This window comes from Streptomyces sp. NPDC031418, from assembly GCF_055581605.1.
The window spans coordinates 85,426-107,379 of sequence record NZ_JBVIJC010000016.1; the positions used below are offsets into that span (position 1 = coordinate 85,426).

Consider the following 21,954-nt stretch of genomic DNA (forward strand, 5'->3'; position numbering starts at 1 on the left):
AGGGGACATGCGCCGGGCAACCCTCCACCACGGCGTGGCGTCCCTGACTGCGACGACTGACCGTGCACCGTTCAACCAGCACGGTCGGCACGCAGGGAAGGACGCACGATGAGCGACGGCTCACGGTCCGCACAGGCGCAGGCACACACCCGGGACAGGGCGGGGCGCAGCGCCGTCGTGGTCGGCGGCGGACTCGCCGGGATCACCGCGGCACTCGCGCTCGCCGACGCGGGCATCGATGTCACCCTGCTCGAAGGCAGACCCAGGCTGGGCGGTCTCGCCTTCTCCTTCCAGCGCGGCGAACTGACCGTCGACAACGGCCAGCACGTGTACCTGCGCTGCTGCACCGCCTACCGCTGGTTCCTCGACCGGATCGAGGGCGCGGCGCTGGCACCGTTGCAGGACCGCCTGGACGTGCCCGTCGTCGACGTCGCCAAGCCCGAGGGCAGACGGCTCGGCCGGCTGCGGCGCGACCCCCTGCCCGTCCCCCTCCACCTGGGGCGCAGTCTGGCGACCTATCCGCATCTCTCGCTCGCCGAGCGTGCCGCGGTCGGACGGGCCGCGCTCGCGCTCAAGGGACTCGACCTCGCCGATCCGGCCCTGGACGCCCAGGACTTCGGCAGCTGGCTGGCCGGGCACGGCCAGTCGGCGCGCGCCGTCGAGGCCCTGTGGGACCTGGTCGGGGTCGCCACCCTCAACGCGGTCGCGGGCGACGCCTCGCTGGGGCTCGCCGCGATGGTGTTCAAGACCGGTCTGCTGTCCGACCCGGGCGCGGCCGACATCGGCTGGGCCCATGTCCCGCTGGGCGAACTGCACGACCGGCTGGCCCGCAAGGCGCTCGACTCCGCGGGCGTGCGTACCGAGGTCCGTACACGCGTCACCTCCGTCTCTAAGAACGAGAACGGCACGTGGAGCGTTCAGGTTCCCGGCGAGACACTCGAAACCGACGCCGTCGTCCTTGCCGTACCCCAGCGCGAGACCCACGCCCTGCTGCCGCCCGGCGCGCTGGACGCCCCCGAGCGGCTGCTGCGGATCGGCACCGCGCCGATCCTCAACGTCCATGTCGTGTACGACCGTACGGTGCTCACGCGGCCCTTCTTCGCGGCCCTCGGCACCCCGGTCCAGTGGGTCTTCGACCGCACCCACGCCTCCGGACTGCGCACCGGCCAGTACCTGGCGCTGTCCCAGTCGGCCGCGCAGGACGAGATCGACCTGCCGGTCGCCGACCTGCGCCGGCGCTATCTGCCCGAGCTGGAACGGCTCCTGCCGGGTACGCGCGGCGCCGTGGTGCAGGACTTCTTCGTGACCCGGGAGCGCACGGCCACGTTCGCCCCCACCCCCGGCGTCGGGCGGCTGCGGCCCGGCGCCCGCACCAAAGCCCCCGGCCTGTACCTGGCCGGAGCGTGGACCGCCACCGGGTGGCCCGCGACCATGGAGAGTGCGGTCCGCAGCGGCGTGAGTGCGGCCGACGCCGCACTCGGCGCCCTGGGCCGGCCCCGCCCGAGCCGTCTCTTCGCCTTCGAGGAGGCGGCCTGATGCTCGATCAGCACCCGGCGGCGGGCCCCCGCACCCCCGGTACCGCAACAAGAGGAGAGACTGTGCCCACTGTGCCCCCGGCCTCGACGCCCGCGGGAGGAGAGACCGCGGTGGACGTGACCGCGCTGCTGGAGCGCGGCCGCACCCTGGCCACACCGGTTCTGCGGGCGGCCGTCGACCGCCTGGCGCCGCCCATGGACACCGTCGCCGCCTACCACTTCGGCTGGATCGACGCCGCCGGGAACCCGGCCGACGGCACGGGCGGCAAGGCCGTCCGCCCCGCCCTCGCGGTGCTCTCCGCCGAAGTCACCGGCAAGGCGCCCGAGGTGGGCATCCCCGGCGCCGTGGCGGTGGAGCTCGTGCACAACTTCTCGCTGCTGCACGACGACCTGATGGACGGCGACGAGCAGCGCCGGCACCGCGACACCGTATGGAAGCTGCACGGCCCCGCCCAGGCCATCCTGGTCGGCGACGCCCTGTTCGCGCTCGCCAACGAGGTGCTGCTGGAGCTGGGCACGGTCGAGGCCGGCCGCGCCACCCGCCGGCTGACCACCGCCTCCCGTGCCCTGATCGACGGTCAGGCGCAGGACATCTCCTACGAGCACCGCGACCGCGTCAGCGTCGAGGAGTGCCTGGAGATGGAGGGGCAGAAGACCGGCGCGCTGCTCGCCGCGTCCAGCTCCATCGGCGCCGTGCTCGGCGGCGCGGACGACACCACCGCGGACGCGCTGGAGAAGTACGGCTACCACCTCGGACTCGCCTTCCAGGCGGTCGACGACCTGCTCGGCATCTGGGGCGACCCCGAGTCCACCGGCAAGCAGACCTGGAGCGACCTGCGCCAGCGCAAGAAGTCCCTGCCGGTGGTGGCCGCCCTCGCGGCCGGCGGCCCCGCCTCCGAGCGGCTCGGCGAGATCCTCGCCGCGGACGCCAAGAGCAGCGACTTCGAGAACTTCTCGGAGGAGGAGTTCGCGGCCCGCGCCGCCCTCATCGAGGAGGCCGGCGGCCGCGACTGGACGGCGGAGGAAGCGCGCCGTCAGCACGCCATCGCCATCGAAGCCCTCGACACCGTCGGCATGCCCGACCGGGTACGGGCCGCCTTCACGGCGCTCGCCGACTTCGTCGTCGTACGAAAGAGATGATCATTATCGGCTCGACAAGCCTCGCGTAGTCGCCGGCCGGTGTCGCACGCACGACGCAGGACACCGGCCGACGGCGGACCCACAGCAGCACGACTCGCACGACTGCACGAAGGGGAAGCCATGACAGCGACGACCGACGGAAGCACCGGGGCGACTCTGCCGTCCCGGGCGGCCGCGGCCAGCGACACCACCCTCACCCCCGAGGCGGCCGGGGTACAAGAAGCCGCCGCGCGTGCCGCCCGGCGCGCCACCGACCACCTGCTCTCCCGGCAGGACGCCCAGGGCTGGTGGAAGGGCGACCTGGAGACCAACGTCACCATGGACGCCGAGGACCTGATGCTCCGCCAGTTCCTGGGCATCCTGGACGACAGGACCGTACAGGCCGCCGCGCTGTTCATCCGCGGCGAGCAGCGCGAGGACGGCACCTGGGCCACCTTCTACGGCGGCCCCGGCGATCTGTCCGCCACCGTCGAGGCGTACGTCGCCCTCCGGCTGGCCGGTGACGCGCCCGACGCCCCGCACATGGCCCGGGCGGCCGCCTGGATCCGCGAGCGCGGCGGTATCGCCGCCGCCCGGGTGTTCACCCGGATCTGGCTCGCCCTGTTCGGCTGGTGGAAGTGGGAGGACCTGCCCGAGCTGCCGCCGGAGCTGATCTGGTTCCCCACCTGGTTCCCGCTGAACATCTACAACTTCGGCTGCTGGGCGCGGCAGACCATCGTGCCGCTCACCATCGTCTCCGCCAAGCGCCCGGTGCGCCCGGCGCCCTTCGCGCTGGACGAGCTGCACACCGACCCGGCCGTGCCCAACCCGCCGCAGCCGCTCGCCCCGGTGACGAGCTGGGACGGGCTCTTCCAGCGGCTCGACAAGGTGGTCCGCGGCTACCGCAAGGTCGCCGTGCGCCGACTCCGCAAGGCCGCGATGGGCTCCGCGGCCCGCTGGATCGTGGAGCGGCAGGAGAACGACGGCTGCTGGGGCGGCATCCAGCCCCCGGCGGTGTACTCGGTCATCGCCCTGCACCTGCTCGGCTACGACCTCGAACACCCGGTGCTGCGCGAGGGCCTCGCGTCGCTGGACCGTTTCGCCGTCTGGCGCGAGGACGGCGCCCGGATGATCGAGGCCTGCCAGTCACCGGTCTGGGACACCTGCCTCGCCACCATCGCGCTTGTCGACGCCGGGCTGCCCGCCGACCATCCGGCGCTGGTCAAGGCGGCCGACTGGATGCTGGGCGAGGAGATCGTCCGGCCCGGCGACTGGGCCGTACGCCGGCCCCAACTGCCCCCGGGCGGCTGGGCGTTCGAGTTCCACAACGACAACTACCCGGACATCGACGACACCGCCGAGGTGGCGCTCGCGCTGCGCCGGGTGCGGCATCACGACCCGGAGCGGGTGGACCGGGCGATCGGGCGCGGGGTGCGCTGGAACCTCGGGATGCAGTCGAAGAACGGCGGGTGGGGCGCCTTCGACGTCGACAACACCAGCCCGTTCCCGAACCGGCTGCCGTTCTGCGACTTCGGCGAGGTCATCGACCCGCCGTCCGCGGACGTCACCGCGCATGTCGTGGAGATGCTCGCCGCCGAGGGCCTGGCGCACGATCCGCGCACCCGGCGGGGCATCGACTGGCTGCTCGCCGAACAGGAGCCGAACGGCTCGTGGTTCGGCCGCTGGGGCGTCAACTACCTCTACGGCACCGGGTCCGTCGTACCGGCGCTGACCGCCGCCGGCCTGCCCGGCTCGCACCCGGCGATCCGGCGGGCCGTGGCCTGGCTGGAGAGTGTGCAGAACGACGACGGCGGCTGGGGCGAGGACCTGCGCTCCTACAAGTACGCCAAGGAGTGGAGCGGCCGCGGCGTTTCCACGCCCTCGCAGACCGCGTGGGCGCTGATGGCGCTGCTCGCCGCCGGGGAGCACGGCTCCAAGGCCGTCGAGCGCGGCGTCCGGTGGCTGGCCGAGACCCAGCGGGAGGACGGCAGCTGGGACGAGCCGTACTTCACCGGCACCGGTTTCCCCTGGGACTTCTCCATCAACTACCACCTGTACCGGCAGGTGTTCCCGCTCACCGCGCTCGGCCGCTATCTGCACGGCGACCCCTTCGAGCGCAAGCTGCTCGCCCGGACACCGCGTCGCGAGGCGAAGGGGAGCTGAGATGAGCGCCGTGCCCGCCCCGGCCCCGCTGCTGATCGCCTGCGCGCTCGGCATCGAGCACCTCGCCCTGCGCACCGGCGACCGCACCGGGACGGGCGGGCCGGTGAGCTTCGTCCGTACCGGCATGGGGCCCCGGGCGGCGGAACGCTCCGTCACCCGGCACCTCGCCACCCCGGCGCTCGCCGACGCGGCCGTCCTGGCCACCGGCTTCTGCGCCGGGCTCGCCCCCGGGATGCACCCCGGTGACCTGGTGGTCGCCGAGGAGACCCGGGACCCGCACGCCACCGTCGCCTGTGTGGGCACCGAACTGCTCGTCAAGGAGCTGGTGCGCATCCTGCCCGGGCGCACGGTCCACACCGGCCCGCTCACCGGCTCCGACCACGTCGTCCGGGGCCCCGAGCGGTTCGATCTGCTCGCGACCGGGGCGATCGCGGTCGACATGGAGTCCGCGGCCACGCTGCGCGCCGCCGTACGGGCCGGTGAGCGCCCGGTCGCGGCCGTACGGGTCGTCGTGGACGCCCCCGAACACGAACTCGTCCGGATCGGCACGGTACGCGGTGGAATATCCGCGTTTCGCGTTCTTCGTTCTGTTCTTCCCGCATTTTTTGAATGGCACCGTTCTTTGTTGCTCCCCCGGAGGTGAGCCAGATGGCCATGCCGCTGCGTCAGACCGTCAAGGTCGCTACTTATCTGTTCGAACAGAAGCTCAGGAAGCGGGACAAGTTCGCCCTGCTGGTGGAGTTGGAGCCGTTGTTCGCGTGCAACCTCAAGTGCGAGGGCTGCGGCAAGATCCAGCACCCGGCCGGCGTCCTCAAGCAGCGCATGCCCGTGGCGCAGGCCGTGGGAGCCGTTCTGGAGTCCGGTGCGCCGATGGTGTCCATCGCCGGCGGCGAGCCGTTGATGCATCCTCAGATCGACGAGATCGTGCGCCAGTTGGTGGCCAAGAAGAAGTTCGTCTTCCTCTGCACCAACGCGCTGCTGATGCGCAAGAAGATGGACAAGTTCAAGCCCTCGCCGTACTTCGCGTGGGCCGTGCACATCGACGGACTGCGGGAGCGGCACGACGCCTCCGTGGCCAAGGAGGGCACCTTCGACGAGGCGGTCGAGGCCATCAAGGAGGCCAAGCGACGCGGCTTCCGGGTGACCACCAACTCGACCTTCTTCAACACGGACACCCCGCAGACCGTCGTCGAGGTGCTGAACTTCCTCAACGACGACCTGGGCGTGGACGAGATGATGCTCTCGCCCGCCTACGCCTACGAGAAGGCCCCCGACCAGGAGCACTTCCTCGGCGTCCAGCAGACCCGGGAACTGTTCAAGAAGGCGTTCTCGGGCGGCAACCGCAGGCGGTGGCGGCTCAACCAGAGCCCGCTCTTCCTGGACTTCCTGGAGGGCAAGGTCGACTTCCCGTGCACCGCCTGGGCGATCCCCAGCTACTCCCTCTTCGGCTGGCAGAAGCCCTGCTATCTGATGAGCGACGGCTATGTGCCCACCTACCGGCAGCTGCTGGAGGAGACCGACTGGGACAAGTACGGCCGCGGCAAGGACCCGCGCTGCGCCAACTGCATGGCCCACTGCGGCTACGAACCGACCGCCGTGCTCGCCACCATGGGCTCCCTGAAGGAGTCGCTGCGGGCCGCGCGGGAGACGATGACCAGCGGAAAGCAGGAGTGATGCGATGACCGCCGTGCCGCCGGGCGTGCCCGGGGCGCCGCCCCGGCCGCCCGCCCGGCGGCGCCGGTCGCGGCACGCCGATCCGCATCGGCGTCAACGCCGGTTCCCTGGACCGGACCGTCCCCGAGTCCAGGATCGTGGACACCCTCATCGAGGAGGCGCATAAGCAGGCCGAGCAGCACAGTTGAGTCCAGGCAAGGCACGGACCGAGAGGGGGCCGAGCGTGACGATTCTGGAGACGATCCGGCAGCCGCGCGACCTGAAGACGCTGTCCGAGGCGGAACTCGGCGAACTGTCCCGAGAGATACGCGACTTCCTGGTGCACGCGGTGACCCGGACCGGCGGTCATCTCGGGCCCAACCTCGGGGTGGTGGAACTCTCCATCGCCCTGCACCGGGTCTTCGAGTCACCGGTCGACCGCATCCTGTGGGACACGGGCCACCAGAGCTATGTGCACAAACTCCTGACCGGACGCCAGGACTTCTCCAAGCTGCGCGGCAAGGGCGGACTGTCCGGCTATCCCTCGCGCGAGGAGTCCGAGCACGACATCATCGAGAACAGCCACGCCTCCACCGCGCTCGGCTGGGCCGACGGCCTCGCCAAGGCCAACCAGGTGCGGGGCGAGACGGGCCATGTCGTCGCGGTCATCGGCGACGGCGCGCTGACCGGCGGCATGGCCTGGGAGGCGCTGAACAACATCGCGGCCGCCAGGGACCGCCCGCTCGTCATCGTCGTCAACGACAACGAGCGCTCCTACGCGCCGACCATCGGGGGCCTCGCCCACCACCTGGCCGCCCTGCGCACCACCGACGGCTACGAGAAGGTCCTCGCCTGGGGCAAGGACGTCCTGCTGCGCACCCCCGTGGTCGGCAGCACCGTCTACGAGTCCCTGCACGGCGCGAAGAAGGGCTTCAAGGACGCCTTCGCCCCGCAGGGCATGTTCGAGGACCTCGGCCTGAAGTACGTCGGCCCGATCGACGGCCACGACATCGGGGCCGTCGAGTCCGCGCTGCGCCGCGCGAAACGCTTCCACGGCCCCGTCCTGGTCCACTGCCTCACCGAGAAGGGCCGCGGCTACGAACCCGCCCTCGCGCACGAGGAGGACCACTTCCACAGCGTCGGCGTGATGGACCCGCTGACCTGCGAGCCGCTCGCACCGTCGGGCGGACCCTCCTGGACCTCGGTCTTCGGCGAGGAGATGGTGCGGATCGGCGAGGAGCGGGACGACGTCGTCGCCATCACCGCGGCCATGCTGCACCCGGTCGGCCTCGGCGCCTTCGCCGCGCGCTTCCCGGACCGGGTCTGGGACGTCGGCATCGCCGAGCAGCACGCGGCCGTCTCCGCGGCCGGCCTCGCCACCGGCGGACTGCACCCCGTCGTCGCCGTCTACGCCACCTTCCTCAACCGCGCCTTCGACCAGGTGCTGATGGACGTCGCCCTGCACCGCTGCGGGGTGACCTTCGTGCTGGACCGGGCCGGCGTCACCGGCACCGACGGCGCCTCCCACAACGGCATGTGGGACATGTCCGTCCTCCAGGTCGTGCCCGGCCTGCGGATCGCCGCCCCGCGCGACGCCGACCAGCTGCGCGCCCAGCTCCGCGAGGCCGTCGCCGTGGACGACGCGCCCACCGTGGTCCGCTTCCCGAAGGAGTCGGCCGGCCCGGCGATCCCGGCCACCGGCCGCGTCGGCGGCATGGACGTCCTGCACCGCGACGAGAACCCCGAGGTGCTGCTGGTCGCCGTCGGCGTCATGGCCCCGGTGTGCCTCCAGACCGCCGAGCTGCTGGCCGCCCGGGGCATCGGCTGCACCGTCGTCGACCCCCGCTGGGTCAAGCCCGTCGACCCCGCGCTGCCCGCCCTCGCGGCCCGACACCGGCTGGTCGCCGTGGTCGAGGACAACAGCCGGGCCGCGGGCGTCGGTTCGGCCGTGGCGCTGGCCCTCGGCGACGCCGACGTGGACGTGCCGGTACGGCGGTTCGGCATCCCGGAGCAGTTCCTCCCGCACGCCAAACGCGGCGAGGTCCTGGCCGACATCGGCCTCACGCCCGTCGAGATCGCCGGGCGGATCAGTGGGAGCCTGGCCGTCGCGGACGCGCGCGGCACAGCCAAGGAGAGTGAATGACCACCGAGTTCGACCTCGGCGCCCTGCTCGCCGAGCGCGGAGCCGAACGCTACGAGCTGCACAGCCGCTATCTCAACCCGCAGCTCCCGCGGATGCTGCACACCATCGGCTTCGACAAGGTCTACGAGCGGGCCGAGGGCGCCCACTTCTTCGACGCGGACGGCAACGACTACCTGGACATGCTCGCCGGGTTCGGGGTGATGGGCCTCGGCCGCCACCACCCGGTCGTCCGCAAGGCGCTGCACGACGTCCTGGACCTGGACCTCGCCGACCTCACCCGCTTCGACTGCCAGCCGCTGCCCGGCCTGCTCGCCGAGCGGCTGCTCGCCCGCAGCCCGCACCTGGACCGGGTGTTCTTCGGCAACAGCGGTACCGAGGCCGTCGAGACGGCCCTGAAGTTCGCCCGGTACGCCACCGGCAAGCCCCGTGTCCTCTACTGCGACCACGCCTTCCACGGCCTGACCACCGGCTCCCTGTCGGTCAACGGCGAGAAGGGCTTCCGGGACGGCTTCGCGCCGCTGCTGCCCGACACCGCCGTACCGCTCGGTGATCTCGACGCGCTGGCACGGGAGCTGAAGAAGGGCGACGTGGCCGCCCTGATCGTGGAACCGATCCAGGGCAAGGGCGTGCACGAGGCGCCGCCCGGCTATCTGCGCGCCGCGCAGGACCTGCTGCACCGGCACAAGGCGCTGCTCATCGCCGACGAGGTGCAGACCGGCCTCGGCCGCACCGGCGACTTCTACGCCTACCAGCACGAGGACGGCGTCGAACCCGACCTGGTCTGTGTGGCCAAGGCCCTCTCCGGCGGCTATGTCCCGGTCGGCGCCACCCTCGGCAAGGACTGGATCTTCAAGAAGGTCTACTCGTCCATGGACCGCGTCCTGGTCCACTCCGCCAGCTTCGGCGCCAACGCCCAGGCGATGGCGTGCGGCCTGGCGGTGCTGTCGGTGATGGAGAACGACCAGATCGTCGCCCAGGTGCGTGCCACCGGCGAGCTGCTGAAGTCCCGGCTCGCCGCCCTGGTCGACAGCTACGAGCTGCTCGCCGACGTCCGCGGCCGGGGCCTGATGATCGGCATCGAGTTCGGCCGGCCGGCCTCGCTGAAGCTGCGCAGCCGCTGGACCATGCTCCAGGCCGCCCGCAAGGGCCTGTTCGCCCAGATGGTCGTCGTACCGCTGCTCCAGCGGCACCGGATCCTCACCCAGGTCTCCGGCGACCACCTGGAGGTGATCAAGCTGATCCCGCCGCTGATCATCGACGAGGCCGACGTCGACCGGTTCGTGACGGCCTTCACCGCCGTCATGGACGACGCCCACAGCGGCGGCGGCCTGGTGTGGGACTTCGGCAAGACCCTGATCAAACAGGCGGTGGCCAACCGCTAGCACGCGGGGCGGCAGCTTGCCTCTGAGGCAAAAAATTTGTCCCACAGGCAAGCTTCCGGCTCAATGGAGACATGACCGCCCCCGAGCCGGGGACCGGCGGCGAACTGCCCGCCGTGGCCCCCCAGCTGCGTACCCTGCGCCGCCGCGCCGGCCTGACCCTGGAGGCCGCGGCGCAGTCCGCCGGCCTCTCGCCGGCGCATCTGTCCCGGCTGGAGACCGGGCAGCGGCAGCCCTCGCTGCCGATGCTGCTCGCCCTGGCCCGTATCTACGGTACGACCGTCTCCGAGCTGCTCGGCGAGCGGGTCGCCGACCGGGACGCGGTCGTCCGGGCCGCCGAGATGGAGCCCACCCGGGCCGGCGGCTGGACGTACGTCCAGGCCGGGGCGCCCGGCCGGGGCATGCAGGCGCTGCGGGTGCGCGTGCCCTACGGCTCGCAGGGCGACATCGTGCGCGTCCACCCCGGCGAGGAGTGGCTCTACGTCCTCACCGGCCGGCTGCGTCTGCGCCTCGGCGACACCGCGCACCTGCTCGGCCCGGGCGACAGCGCCCACTTCGACTCGCTCACCCCGCACCGCCTCGCCGCCGAGGACCCCGACGGCGTGGAGCTGCTGTTCGTCCACACCCTGTTGCAGAGCCCCACCGCCGCGCTGTGCCTGGGGCCGCTTACCGGAGAGTTGCCATGAGCGACCACGAGACCAGTTTTCCCCGCGCCCTCTGGATCCGCCTGATCATCTACATCGCCCTCGGCCATGTGCTGGCCGCCTTCCTCTACCTGCTGTTCGCCCTGGGCGGCCGGCAGTGAGGGGCTTGGTCAGTCCAGCAGGCGCTCGCGCAGCCGGTCCCGGGTCTGCGGGGTGAGCCGCAGGCCCCGCTCGAGGTAGTCGTCGAAGCCGCCCCAGGTCTCCTCGATGCTCGCGAAGGCCGCTTCCAGGTACTCGGCGCGGGCGTCGAAGAGCGGGCTGAGCAGCTCCATCACCTCGGGGGTGTACGCGGTGTCCGCGCTGCCGCTGCGGCGGACCTTGTAGCGGCGGTGCTTGGCGTTGGACTCCAGGTAGTCGGCGACGATCGCGTCCCGCTCCACGCCCACCGCGAGGAGCGTGACGGCTATGGATATGCCCGCCCGGTCCTTGCCGGCCGCGCAGTGCATCAGCGCCGGGACGCTGTCCTCGGCGATCGCGTGCAGCACCCGGGAGTGCTCGGCGGTGCGCTCCCGGACGATCGTGCGGTACGAGGCGATCATCCGGCCCGCCGCCTTGCCGTCGTCCAGGATCGCGCGCAGCTGGGCGAGGTCGCCGTCGCGGACCATCTTCCAGAACTCGGCGCCGTCCGCCGGGTCGCTCAGCGGCAGGTTCACGTTCCGCACACCGGGCAGCGCGACGTCCGGGCCCTCCAGCTTCTGGTCGGCCGCGTTGCGGAAGTCGAAGATCGTGTGCAGGCCCAGGCCGGCCAGGAAGGCCGCGTCCTCCGATGTCGCGTGCGCCAGGTGCCCGCTGCGGAACAGCACTCCGTGCCGCACCCGCCGTCCGTCCGTGGTCGGCAGCCCGCCCACGTCACGGAAATTGCGCACTCCGGCCAGCTCCGGCTCGGTCGACGGGACCTGCTGCGTCACGGGGGCTCCTCCCGGTCGGTCCCGCCGTCGCGGCTCGTCGGCGGGGCTCAGTCGACGATACGACATCGCTTGACTGGGGCAATGAGTTGTCCACAGGCATTGTCACCAGGGCGATCCCGGCTGATGATGTTCGTGCTTGAGCGGATCTGTTGGCACTTGTGAGGCCTCGATGGTGGACATCGCCGAAGACGGACGTACCTGGCTCCTCTCGGGGCCCACCAGCAGTTACGCCCTGCATCTCACCGAGCGGGACGAGCTGCTGCACCTGCACTGGGGACCGCGGATCGCCCTCCCGGACGCCGAGGCCCTGGCGGTGCGTCCACTGCCCGGCTACCGCCCCTTCGAGTCCCCGCTCGACGGCCGCGAGGAGTACCCCGTCGAGGGCGGCCCCCGCTTCGTCCGGCCCGCCCTGTCCGTGCGCACCGAGCAGCGCCGCGGCACCGAGTGGCGCTTCGTGTCGTACGACACCGGGGGCGAGGGCGGGGCTGAGGAGCTGCGGCTGCGCTTCGACGACGACGGGCTGGCCGTCACCCTGCACTACCGGATGCGCGGCGATGTCGTGGAGCGCTGGGTGACCGTGGCGAACGGCGGGCACGCGCGCGTGGAGCTGCTGCGCGCCGACGCGGCGACCTGGACCCTGCCCGACCGCGAGGGCTGGCGGCTGTCCCAGCTGCACGGCCGCTGGGCCGCGGAGTCCCGGCTCACCGCCGCCCCGCTCACCTACGGCGAGAAGGTCATCGGCAGCCGCCGCGGCCACACCGGCCACCAGCACCTGCCCTGGGTCGCGCTCGACACCGACGCCACCGAGGAGCGCGGCGAAGTCTACGGCTGCGCGCTCGGCTGGTCCGGCTCCTGGCGCATCGCGGTCGCCCAACTCCCTGACGCGCGCGTACAGATCACCGGGGGCGCCGGATACGACGACTCGGGCCTGCTGCTCCTGCACCCGGGGGAGTCGTACACCACCCCGGTCTTCGCCGGCCTGTGGAGCGACGGCGGCTTCGGCGGCGCGAGCCGGGCCTGGCACGCCTACCAGCGCGCGTATGTGATCCCGGACGCCGATCGGGACCGGCCGGTGCTGTTCAACTCCTGGGAGGCGACGACCTTCGACATCTCCGAGGAGCAGCAGCTCGCGCTCGCCCGCCGGGCCGCCGCGATCGGGGTCGAGCTGTTCGTCGTCGACGACGGCTGGTTCGGCGCCCGCACCAGCGACCGCGCCGGGCTCGGCGACTGGAGCCCCAACCCCGACCGCTTCCCGCACGGCCTGGCACCGCTGGCCGAGCAGGTGCACGGCCTCGGGATGCAGTTCGGCATCTGGGTCGAGCCGGAGATGGTCAACCCCGACAGCGACCTGTACCGGGCCCACCCGGACTGGGTGCAGTACCAGCCGGGACGGAGACGGACGGAGCTGCGCAACCAGCTCGTGCTCAACCTGGCCCGCGAGGACGTCCAGGAGTACCTGTGGAAGCAGCTCGACACCCTGCTCTCCAGCGCCCGGATCGACTATGTGAAGTGGGACTTCAACCGCTGCTTCACCGACGCCGGCTGGCCCGGCGAGCCGTATCCGCAGCGCCTGTGGGTGGACCACGTCCGCGCCCTGTACGCCCTGCTGGACCGGCTGCGTGCCGCACATCCCGGGGTCGCCTTCGAGTCCTGCTCGGGCGGTGGCGGCCGGATCGACCTGGGGGTGCTGAGCCGCACCGACCAGGTGTGGACCTCCGACAACACCGACCCGCTGGACCGGCTCGCCATCCAGCACGGCTTCAGCCAGATCCATCCGGCGCGGGTCATGGCCGCCTGGGTCACCGACAGCCCGAACACCCAGCTCAACGGCAGGGTCAGCACGCTGCGCTTCCGCTTCGTCAGCGCCATGGCGGGGGTGCTCGGGGTCGGCGGCGACCTCACCGAGTGGACCGAGGAGGAGCTGGCCGAGGCCCGCCGGTGGGTGGAGCTGTACAAGGAGGTCCGGCCCGTCGTCCAGCGCGGCGACCTGTACCGGCTGCGGCCCCCGACGGGCGGCCTGAGTGCGGTCCAGTACATCCTCGGCGACGAGTCGGTGGTCCTGGCCTGCCTCCAGGCGCAGAGCCACGGCGAACCGGTACCGGCCGTACGGCTGCGCGGACTCGACCCGACAGCATCGTACGAATGCCTCGAAACGGGCGAAGTCCATCGCGGGGCGGTCCTGCTGCACCACGGGCTGCATACCGGACTCAAGGGCGACCTGGATGCGACCGTTCTCCGACTGCGCCGCATCTAAGTCCTCAACACGGGTGAGACCGGCTCTATTCCCCTGGCGCAAATGATTTAAGAGTGTCTCATCTCACCGCTCGTCAACCCCTCCCTACGGTCGCGTAAGTCACACGCACCGTGAATCATGGTCCGATGTGGCAGACGATTCGAAGAATGACAACAGATCAGTGATCGGGTCGTACGTAGCGGTGGGGGACAGCTTCACCGAGGGCGTCGGCGACCCCGGCCCCGACGGGGCCTTCGTAGGCTGGGCCGACCGGTTCGCGGTGCTGCTCGCCGACCGGCGGCCCGAGGGGGACTTCCAGTACACCAACCTCGCGGTCCGCGGGAAGCTGCTCGACCAGATCGTGGAGGACCAGCTCCCGCAGGCCGTCGAACTCGCCCCGGACCTCGTCTCCTTCTGTGCGGGCGGCAACGACATCATCCGCCCCGGCACCGACCCGGACGAGGTGGCCGAGCGGTTCGAACGCGCCGTGGCCCGACTGGCCGAGGCCGCGGGCACGGTGCTGGTGACTACCGGGTTCGACACCCGGGGCACCCCGGTGCTCAAGCATCTGCGCGGCAAGATCGCCACCTACAACGGGCATGTGCGCGCCATCGCCGACCGGTACGGCTGTCCGGTGCTGGACCTGTGGTCCCTGAAGTCCGTGCAGGACCGCAGGGCCTGGGACAGCGACCGGCTCCATCTCTCGCCCGAGGGGCACACGCGCGTGGCGCTGCGCGCGGGCCAGGCCCTCGGTCTGGAGGTCCCGGCCGACCCGGAGCAGCCCTGGCCGCCGCTGCCGCCCCGGGGCACCCTCGACATCCGCCGCGACGACGTCCACTGGGCCCGCGAGTACCTGGTGCCGTGGATCGGCCGCCGGCTGCGGGGCGAGTCCTCCGGCGACCATGTGACGGCGAAGGGCACCCTGTCCCCGGACGACATCAAGCTGCGGATCGCCGCGGTGGCGTAAGGGCATGACGACCGTTGTTCCGCCCGGCACCGGATGCGGTGCGGTGCCGGGCGGAACAGGGGTGCGGGCCCGGAGGTCCGACGTGCCGGGTGCGGCACCCGCAGGTCCTGCGCGGTGACCAGGTCAACGGGTTCGCTGGATCAATGTCTCGCGGTCCAGGCCCAGTTCGCGGGCGAGGGCGTCGTCCGCCCATTCCTGCGCCCGGGTCCGTGGCAGCGCGCCGGGGTACGACGTCAGCTGCACCGCGAGGCCGTCCAGCAGGGCGGTGAGGCGCAGCGCGGTACCGGCCGGGTCGGCGCAGCAGAACTCGCCGGCCGCCACACCTTCCGTGATGACCTCCGTGAGCGCCGCCTTCCACTGCCTGTCCAGGTCCCGGGTGACCTCCCGCAGGGCGGGCTCGCGCAGCGCGACCGCCCAGCCCTCGATCCACAGCCGCCAGCCCTTGGCCTGACCGGTGGGGGCGTACCAGCGCACCGCGGTCCGCAGCCGGCGCAGCGCGGAGGTGCGCCGCCCCAGGAGCTTGCGCAGATGCGCCAGATCGTCCTCGGCGGCGAAGGCGAAGGCGGCGGCGACCAGCTTCTCCTTGGTCGAGAAGTGGTACAGCACCAGCGCGCTGCTCACCCCGAGCGACGCGGCCACGTCGGCGATCCGCACCGCCGCCACGCCCCGCTCCTCGATCTGCCCGACGGCGGCCCGCAGCAGCTCCGCCCGCCGCTCGGCCACGCTCAACCGCACTCTCGCCACGCCGTCACCTTAGTGCGTTGCGTCAGGTGTTCGGATCATCGGCGGCCGTCTTGCGGGGAGTTCGCCGTCCGAGGGCCCGGCCGCCGGTGCGTCACCGGTACCAGCCGAACCGCTCCGCGATCACCGGCAGCCGGTCGGCGGCCAGGGCGTGGGCGGCCGCGCGCGGGGTCGTCCCGTCGGCCTCCGCGCGGTCCAGCGTCAGGCCGACCAGGGTGCGCATCGCCCGTCGGATGTGTGCGAACGCCTCGTCGGCGGCGGGGCCGATGTCGCCGAACAGCGTCCACCACCACCAGGCGTTGGTGGCCGAGTTGACCACCACGTCGGGCAGCACCGTCACCCCGCGCGCGGCCAGCAGCGACTCCGCCTCCGGCAGCACGGGCATGTTGGCGGCCTCCACGACCCAGCGGGCGCGGACCCGCTCCTGGTTCGCGGTGTCGATCGCGTACGACACGGCTGCGGGCACCAGCACCTCCGCGTCCACCGACAGCCAGGTGTCACCGGGCAGTTCGAGGTCGCCGGGGCGCAGCACACCGCGGTCGACGGTGCCGTACGCGTCCCGCGCGGCCAGCAGCGCCGCCACGTCGAGACCGGCCGGGTTGGCGATCGTGCCCTTGATGTCGGCCACGGCCACCACGGTCAGCCCCGCCCGCGCGAGGAACCGCGCCGTGGCCCCGCCCATCGTCCCGAGTCCCTGCACGGCGACCCGGGTGTCCGCGCGGGGCACGCGCGCGCGGTCCAGGGCCGTGAGCACCGACTCGGCGACGCCGCAGCCGCCCGCCAGCTCGTCCAGGCCGATGCCGTCCACCTCGACCGCGAAGGCGTCCGCGAGGCGCCTGCGGGCCGCCGCCTCGTCGTCCAGCAGCGGGAACACCGCCTGGACGGAGGAGACCAGCCCCGCCTCGGCCGCCGCGCGGTCCACCAGGTCCTGGCTCAGTCCCAGGTCCTCACCGGTCGCCCAGACACTCTCCAGATACGGCCGCATCGCGCGCAGGTAGCGCACCAGCAGCCCGTACGCCCCCGGGGCCCGAGGGTCGCAGTCGATGCCGCCCTTGGCGCCGCCGAGGGGGACGTAGCGGCCCTCGGGGTCGTAGTGCAGGGCCTCCTTCATGGTCATGCCGCGGGCGAGCCCCGTCACCTCCTCCAGCGTGCAGCCCGGGCGCATCCGCAGGCCGCCGCTGGCCACACCGCGCACCAGCCGGTCCACGACCAGAAAGCCCCGCCGTCCGGTGACGTGGTCGGTCCAGACGAGCGACAGCAGGGGGCCGGTCATGAGGCTCCTCGATACGGGTGCGGATACGGGTGCGGCGGAAGGCGGTCGGTCCCGGGTGGGCCGCGCTGGGTTGGTACTGAATCGCGGGTCAGTATCCGGAGCCGGTTCCGCACCTGTCAACGCGCTGAACGACGGGTCGGCAGGGCGTGGGGGGCGGAGCGCGGTCCGGCCGGTGCCCGGGCTGTCGTAGGGGCCGACCATAATGGAGGGCCTCAGCGACTCCACCGGGAGGTACCGTGACCGGACTGCGTTCCCCGAACCCCGGGCTCCGCGGGCTGCGGCCCGAGGCCTTCGGCGCGGAACCGGGTGGTGAGCGCCTGGCACGCATCCGCCGCTCCCCCCACTTCAAGGACGGGGTCTTCCAGAACCCCGGCGGCCCCGCGCGCACCCGGCCCGCGGGCTCCCCGCTGGACCTCGCGAAGGTGTTCTTCGACAAGGAGACCCGCCCGCTGCGCGTCCCGCGCGGCACCGTCCCGGTGCACCCCACCACCTTCGCCGAGCTGGCCCAGCCGCCCGCCACCGGGCTGCGGCTGACCTGGATGGGCCACTCCAGCGTGCTCGCGGAGATCGACGGCCGGCGGGTCCTGTTCGACCCGGTCTGGGGCGAGCGCTGCTCCCCGTTCCCCTTCGCCGGCCCCAAGCGGCTGCACCCGGTGCCGCTGCCGCTGGCCGCGCTCGGCCCGGTCGACGTGGTCGTCATCTCGCACGACCACTACGACCACCTGGACCTGCCCACCATCAGGGCGCTGGCCGGCACCGACACGCTGTTCGCCGTACCGCTCGGCGTCGGCGCCCACCTGGAGCACTGGGGCGTCTCGCCGGACCGGCTGCGCGAACTGGACTGGGAGGAGTCCACCGAGGTCGGCGGTCTCACCCTCACGGCTACCCCGGCCCGCCACTTCTGCGGCCGCGGCCTGCGCAACACCCAGCACACCCTGTGGGCGTCCTGGGTCGTCGCCGGCGCGGAGCACCGGATCTTCCACAGCGGCGACACCGGCTATTTCGACGGCTTCAAGGACATCGGCGCCGCACACGGCCCGTTCGACGCCACGATGATCCAGATCGGCGCGTACAGCGAGTTCTGGCCCGACATCCACATGACCCCCGAGGAGGGCGTGCGCGCCCACCTCGACCTCCAGGGCGGTGTGCCGCACGGCGCGCTCCTGCCCATCCACTGGGGCACCTTCAACCTCGCCCCGCACGCCTGGGCCGAGCCGGGGGAGTGGACGCTGGCCGCCGCCACCGCGGTCGAGCAGCCGGTCGCCCTGCCCGTCCCGGGCCAGCCCTTCGAGCCGTCCGGAGCCCTTCCCACCCGCCCGTGGTGGCGGTCCGCGGCCCTGCCGCTGAACCGCACCTGGCCGGTTCCGGAGATCACCGTGGTGGCGGCGCGCGAAGCCCTCGACCTGGTGGGCGAGGGCTGAGCGCGGACGCGCTGAGGCCGACTCTCCGGTGCGGACCGGGTCAGGTGGTCCGTGTTCCGTACACCCGGTAGCGCTCGGCGTCGGGCCACTTGACCTCCAGGCCGAGGCCGGGCCGGCCGGTGTCGGGGCGCAAGGCGCCGTCGTCGGGTGACAGGGTGCCGTCGAAGAGCAGGCGCTCGACGCGCACATGGTCGTGGAAGTACTCCAGGTGCCGCAGCCGGCGTACGCCGCAGAACGCGTGGGCCGAGACCGCCGGCGCGCAGTGTGCGGACAGGTCCAGATCGTGCCCCGCCGCCAGGCCGGCCGTCTCCAGTACGCCGGTGACGCCCCCGCAGCGGGTGACGTCGGCCTGGAGGCAGTCCACGGCGGGGCCTTGGACGAGGTTGGTGAAGTCCCGTGTGGTGTAGGCGTATTCGCCCGCCGCGATCTCCAGCCGGCCGGGCCCGTGCTCGCGCAGCATGCGCAGACCGGTGAGGTCCGCGGAGCTGACGGGCTCCTCCAGCCACCGCACGTCCCACTCCTCGTGGAACCGGCGGGCCCAGTACAGGGCCTCCTTGCGGCCCAGTGCCCCGTTGGCGTCGGTGAACAGCTCCGGCCCGTCGCCGATGGCCGTACGGGCCGCGGCCAGACGCTCCGGGTCGCGGTCCGGGCGCCGGGAGGTCTTGATCTTGACGCGTGGGATGCCCTGCTCCACCCACCCGGTGAGCTGGTCGGTGAGCCGGTCCAGGGAGTAGTTCGTGAAACCTCCGCTGCCGTACACCGGGACCCGGTCGTGGAACGCCGGCAGCAGCCGGATCAGCGGCAGCTCCAGCAGCCTCGCCTTGAGGTCCCACAGCGCCACGTCGACCGCGGAGACCGCCATGGCGCCGAGGCCGGGGCGTCCCGCGTTGCGGATCTGGCGGCCCATCACCTGCCAGAGCGCGGGCGGCGAACCGGCACCCTGTCCCTTGACGACGTCCGCGAGCTGGGACTCGACGAACGAGGCGACCGACACGTCCCCGTAGGTGTAGCCCAGCCCGGTACGGCCGCCGGCATGCACCCGGACGAGGACCAGGGTGGTGGAGCCCCACTCCAGCGTGCCGTCCTCCTCCATGCCGTCCGGGCCGTCGGTGGGCACCTCGAAGGCGTGCACGTCGACCGCGTCGACACGGCACCCGTCCAGCTGCGCCGCACCGTCGGTGCCGGACCTCGGGGCGGGCCGAAGGGGGTCGGGGAGAGTCATCTGAGCCTCTGCGCTGAGTCGGCTTCGTGAGCACCGTCATGGGTCCCCGGCTTCGTCGGGCTCATGCAGAGATCACTCTGTCGCCCGGACGATTCCCTCCGGTCGGCGGGCAGGACGGCCCCTTCGTGCTCATGCCGGGCCAGATCAGCACCGTCCTGCCCCTGACCGGCCAGGTCAGCACCTCCCTGCCCATGGCCGGCCAGGTCAGCAGAGGCGCTCTCATCCGGATAAAACGTACAATTACGAAGGACGTGTACGACGTATCCGGAGCACCCCATGGCCCAGCGCGACCTTCCCGAGCGGCGCGGGCGCCTCAGCCGGCCGCTGGTGCTCGGTGCGGCCGTCGCCCTCGTCGACCGAGCCGGGCTCGCGGCCCTGACCATGCGCGCCCTCGCGGCCGACCTCGGCGTGGAGCCCATGGCGCTCTACCGCTACGTCGATGGCAAGGAGGCCCTTCTCGACGGCCTGGTCGAGGCCTTCTTCGAGGAGGTCAACGAACGGCTGCGCACCACGGCGCAGGAGCCGCGCGCCGACGCGAGCGGCGCACCGGCCGAGCCGCCCTGGCACACCGAACTGCGCCGGGTGGTGCGATCCTTCGCCTGCGTTGTGCACGCCCATCCCGAGATCCTGCCCGTGGTCGCCACCCGGCCGCTCGCCGTGCCCGTGGCCCGGCGCCCGAAGGCATGGCTCCAGCTCACCGAGCACATGCTGGCGGTCCTCGCCCGCGCCGGGTTCGACGACGCCACCGCCCTGAGCGTCTACCGCACCGTCGTGGCCTGGAACCTCGGCTGCCTCCTGGTGGACAAGCGCCAGGTCGTCGACGACCCCGACGAGCCGGACGTCCTGCTGCGCCTCGGCCTGCACCGGCTGCCCGCCGCCGAGTACCCGCGGCTGCGCGCGCTCGTCCCGCGCTTCGCCGACTACGACGACGAGCGGGAGATGATGGCAGGCCTGGACGCCCTCCTCGCCCGCCTCCCCGAGCCCCCGGCGGACACCTTCTACGGCGGCCGGGCCCCCTGAGGGAGCGGCGCGCATACACGGCGGGGCCGGGACCGCCCTACGCGGACGGCCCCGGTCCCGGACGTGGGCTGCTAGGCGGCCCAGTGGTAGAAGAACGGGTCGATGGACGGCGGCACGCGCGTGGCGTTGTCCAGGTCGAGCAGCTGGTGGTGCGCGAAGTCCGCGTGGCGCTGGAACACCACGTCGTCGGCGTCCGGGAAATGGGACATGTCGGGTGTGTTGTTGCCCGAGAAGACCCCGTAGAGGTCCCGGTCGACGGCGAGCAGCCGCATGTAGTCGCCGAGGTACGGCAGGAACTCGGCGACCGGCACGTCCGCCCGCGCCCGGTGGAGCACGAGCGGCTGGACCGCGGTCTGCCAGGCGTTGTGCGTCACCTCCAGGGCGGTCACCCACTGCCCCTGGGTGAACTGCTGGTAGGCCAGCCCGAGCACGGCGTCGGAGGTCACCGCCAGCGCCGGGTTCTTGGCGTCGGTGACCGTGCGCAGATCGTCCGACCAGGTCTGGCCGTGGTCGGTCGAATGGCGCACATGCAGGGTGCAGCCCGGCTGATGGCCCACCCGGTCGCACCAGGCCACCACGACATGGCCGGCGTTCGTGGGGTCCACCGCGATCGACAGATCGCCGCCCAGCCGCTCCTGGCCCATCATCGCGCTGAACCGCTCGGACACCTCCGTCGCCACCCGCTGGCCGATGGCCGAGTCGGTGGCGTCCTTCAGGTTCTGGAACGCGTTCGGCCCGATGCCTCCGCCGTCGTCCCGGGTGACGACGACGTCGAAGACGACGTCCACGATGCCGCCACCGAGGTCCCTCGCCCGCTGCCAGCTCTCGTAGGCGGCGTACGCCGTCCCGCCGGGGTGCAGGGCGAGCCGCACCGGCGGTCCGTCCTGGCCCGCGGTGGGGCGCTGTTCGAGGGTGTCCTCGCGGAACCCGGTGGTCGGCGTGGCCGCCCGGCCGTCCGCGGACAGATCCACGGCAGCGGACTGCGGTCCCCGGCCCAGATCGTTGTTGGTGACGTAGACCCGGTCGTGGGCGGTGCCACCGGCCTGGACGCTGCCGGCCACGACCCACGGCTGGTCCACCTCGTCCCGGGACACCAGCACCTGCATGGGGGCCATGGAGGAGACGTCCGGCGAGCGCAGGATCTGCAAGCGGGTGATGCTCTGGACCGCTGCCGCGCCGTTCAGGATGCCGGCGTACACGACGCCGCCCTTGGTGGCGAAGCCGACCGAGATGTCCCCGGTGCCCAGGTCGGGGGTGCCGCCCGGGACGATGCTCCGCATCACCCAGCTGTTCCCGCCGTCGGTCGACACGAAGACGGGGGCGAGCGGTCCGCCCATGGGGTCGGGGGTGAGCGCGGTCGCGACCATCTCGTTGGGACGCTCGGGGTTGACGGCGAGGCTCGGCTCAGAGTCCTGAGTGCGGTTGCCGCTCAGTGCGGCGGGGGTGATGTCGACGACTTTGAGCGTGGGCATG

General features: G+C 72.4%; 19 protein-coding genes. 14 read left to right on the forward strand and 5 right to left on the reverse strand.

Translation table 11 applies throughout. From position 1 onward, the window contains the following. Positions 1-7 precede the first annotated feature (7 nt). The 10 genes from ACZ5CZ_RS24040 to ACZ5CZ_RS24085 all read left to right on the forward strand — a co-directional run bounded on the left by ACZ5CZ_RS24040 (position 8) and on the right by ACZ5CZ_RS24085 (position 10,797). Complete coding sequence (locus ACZ5CZ_RS24040) at positions 8-112, forward strand: DUF6380 family protein (protein ID WP_468946010.1); 105 nt, start codon at positions 8-10, stop codon at positions 110-112. Continuing rightward, entirely contained in the window at positions 109-1,536 is a 1,428-nt protein-coding gene (hpnE, locus tag ACZ5CZ_RS24045) for a hydroxysqualene dehydroxylase HpnE (protein WP_385845828.1), read from the forward strand. The genes ACZ5CZ_RS24040 and hpnE overlap by 4 nt, the downstream gene beginning before the upstream one ends. Beyond that, entirely contained in the window at positions 1,536-2,675 is a 1,140-nt protein-coding gene (locus ACZ5CZ_RS24050; RefSeq protein WP_468945815.1) for a polyprenyl synthetase family protein, read from the forward strand. Before hpnE ends, ACZ5CZ_RS24050 begins: the two co-directional genes overlap by 1 nt. Positions 2,676-2,795: 120 nt before the next feature. Beyond that, the gene (shc, locus tag ACZ5CZ_RS24055) at positions 2,796-4,817 is read left to right on the forward strand and encodes a squalene--hopene cyclase (RefSeq protein ID WP_468945818.1); all 2,022 of its coding nucleotides are present in this window, start codon (positions 2,796-2,798) and stop codon (positions 4,815-4,817) included. 1 nt (position 4,818) lies between these two features. Then, positions 4,819-5,460, forward strand: coding sequence for a phosphorylase family protein (locus ACZ5CZ_RS24060; RefSeq protein WP_385845824.1), 642 nt, complete (start codon positions 4,819-4,821; stop codon positions 5,458-5,460). A 5-nt stretch (positions 5,461-5,465) separates the two neighbouring features. After that, the gene (gene hpnH, locus ACZ5CZ_RS24065) at positions 5,466-6,491 is read left to right on the forward strand and encodes an adenosyl-hopene transferase HpnH (RefSeq protein ID WP_385845823.1); all 1,026 of its coding nucleotides are present in this window, start codon (positions 5,466-5,468) and stop codon (positions 6,489-6,491) included. A gap of 223 nt (positions 6,492-6,714) precedes the next feature. After that, positions 6,715-8,613: a 1-deoxy-D-xylulose-5-phosphate synthase gene (gene dxs, locus ACZ5CZ_RS24070; RefSeq protein ID WP_468945822.1), complete on the forward strand. Its 1,899-nt coding sequence runs from the start codon at positions 6,715-6,717 to the stop codon at positions 8,611-8,613. Next, positions 8,610-9,995 carry an aspartate aminotransferase family protein gene (locus ACZ5CZ_RS24075; RefSeq protein ID WP_468945825.1) on the forward strand — a complete coding sequence of 462 codons (1,386 nt, stop codon included), beginning with the start codon at positions 8,610-8,612 and terminating at the stop codon, positions 9,993-9,995. The genes dxs and ACZ5CZ_RS24075 overlap by 4 nt, the downstream gene beginning before the upstream one ends. A 71-nt stretch (positions 9,996-10,066) precedes the next feature. After that, a complete protein-coding gene (locus ACZ5CZ_RS24080) occupies positions 10,067-10,678 on the forward strand; it encodes a helix-turn-helix domain-containing protein (RefSeq protein WP_385845818.1) in 612 nt (203 codons plus the stop codon). Beyond that, positions 10,675-10,797 carry a DUF6126 family protein gene (locus tag ACZ5CZ_RS24085; protein WP_385845817.1) on the forward strand — a complete coding sequence of 41 codons (123 nt, stop codon included), beginning with the start codon at positions 10,675-10,677 and terminating at the stop codon, positions 10,795-10,797. Before ACZ5CZ_RS24080 ends, ACZ5CZ_RS24085 begins: the two co-directional genes overlap by 4 nt. 9 nt (positions 10,798-10,806) lie before the next feature. Here the strand turns inward: ACZ5CZ_RS24085 and ACZ5CZ_RS24090 are convergent, their stop codons facing one another. Further along, entirely contained in the window at positions 10,807-11,604 is a 798-nt protein-coding gene (locus ACZ5CZ_RS24090) for a tyrosine-protein phosphatase (protein WP_385845816.1), read from the reverse strand. 169 nt (positions 11,605-11,773) lie between these two features. On the opposite strand from ACZ5CZ_RS24090, the gene ACZ5CZ_RS24095 reads away from it, so the two are divergent. Together ACZ5CZ_RS24095 and ACZ5CZ_RS24100 are read left to right on the forward strand one after the other, a co-directional pair. Continuing rightward, positions 11,774-13,858 carry an alpha-galactosidase gene (locus ACZ5CZ_RS24095; protein ID WP_468945831.1) on the forward strand — a complete coding sequence of 695 codons (2,085 nt, stop codon included), beginning with the start codon at positions 11,774-11,776 and terminating at the stop codon, positions 13,856-13,858. A 160-nt stretch (positions 13,859-14,018) separates the two neighbouring features. Continuing rightward, the gene (locus ACZ5CZ_RS24100; RefSeq protein WP_385845814.1) at positions 14,019-14,804 is read left to right on the forward strand and encodes an SGNH/GDSL hydrolase family protein; all 786 of its coding nucleotides are present in this window, start codon (positions 14,019-14,021) and stop codon (positions 14,802-14,804) included. Positions 14,805-14,927: 123 nt separating this feature from the next. On the opposite strand, the gene ACZ5CZ_RS24105 is transcribed toward ACZ5CZ_RS24100, so the two are convergent. Then, positions 14,928-15,548, reverse strand: a complete 621-nt coding sequence (locus tag ACZ5CZ_RS24105) for a TetR/AcrR family transcriptional regulator (RefSeq protein WP_385845813.1) — start codon at positions 15,546-15,548, stop codon at positions 14,928-14,930. A gap of 91 nt (positions 15,549-15,639) precedes the next feature. Further along, complete coding sequence (locus ACZ5CZ_RS24110; protein WP_468945835.1) at positions 15,640-16,818, reverse strand: Glu/Leu/Phe/Val dehydrogenase dimerization domain-containing protein; 1,179 nt, start codon at positions 16,816-16,818, stop codon at positions 15,640-15,642. Between the two features lie 236 nt (positions 16,819-17,054). Here ACZ5CZ_RS24110 and ACZ5CZ_RS24115 point away from each other — a divergent pair, with 236 nt between their 5' ends. Next, on the forward strand, positions 17,055-18,239 hold the full coding sequence (locus ACZ5CZ_RS24115) for an MBL fold metallo-hydrolase (RefSeq protein WP_468945837.1): 1,185 nt from the start codon (positions 17,055-17,057) through the stop codon (positions 18,237-18,239). Positions 18,240-18,279: 40 nt separating this feature from the next. Here ACZ5CZ_RS24115 and ACZ5CZ_RS24120 read toward each other — a convergent pair whose 3' ends face one another. Then, positions 18,280-19,461 carry an enolase C-terminal domain-like protein gene (locus ACZ5CZ_RS24120; RefSeq protein ID WP_468945839.1) on the reverse strand — a complete coding sequence of 394 codons (1,182 nt, stop codon included), beginning with the start codon at positions 19,459-19,461 and terminating at the stop codon, positions 18,280-18,282. 276 nt (positions 19,462-19,737) lie between these two features. Between ACZ5CZ_RS24120 and ACZ5CZ_RS24125 the strand changes: the two genes are divergently transcribed. Further along, complete coding sequence (locus ACZ5CZ_RS24125; protein WP_385845806.1) at positions 19,738-20,481, forward strand: TetR family transcriptional regulator; 744 nt, start codon at positions 19,738-19,740, stop codon at positions 20,479-20,481. Between the two features lie 71 nt (positions 20,482-20,552). Here ACZ5CZ_RS24125 and ACZ5CZ_RS24130 read toward each other — a convergent pair whose 3' ends face one another. Continuing rightward, complete coding sequence (locus tag ACZ5CZ_RS24130; protein WP_468945843.1) at positions 20,553-21,953, reverse strand: hypothetical protein; 1,401 nt, start codon at positions 21,951-21,953, stop codon at positions 20,553-20,555. Position 21,954 lies beyond the last annotated feature (1 nt).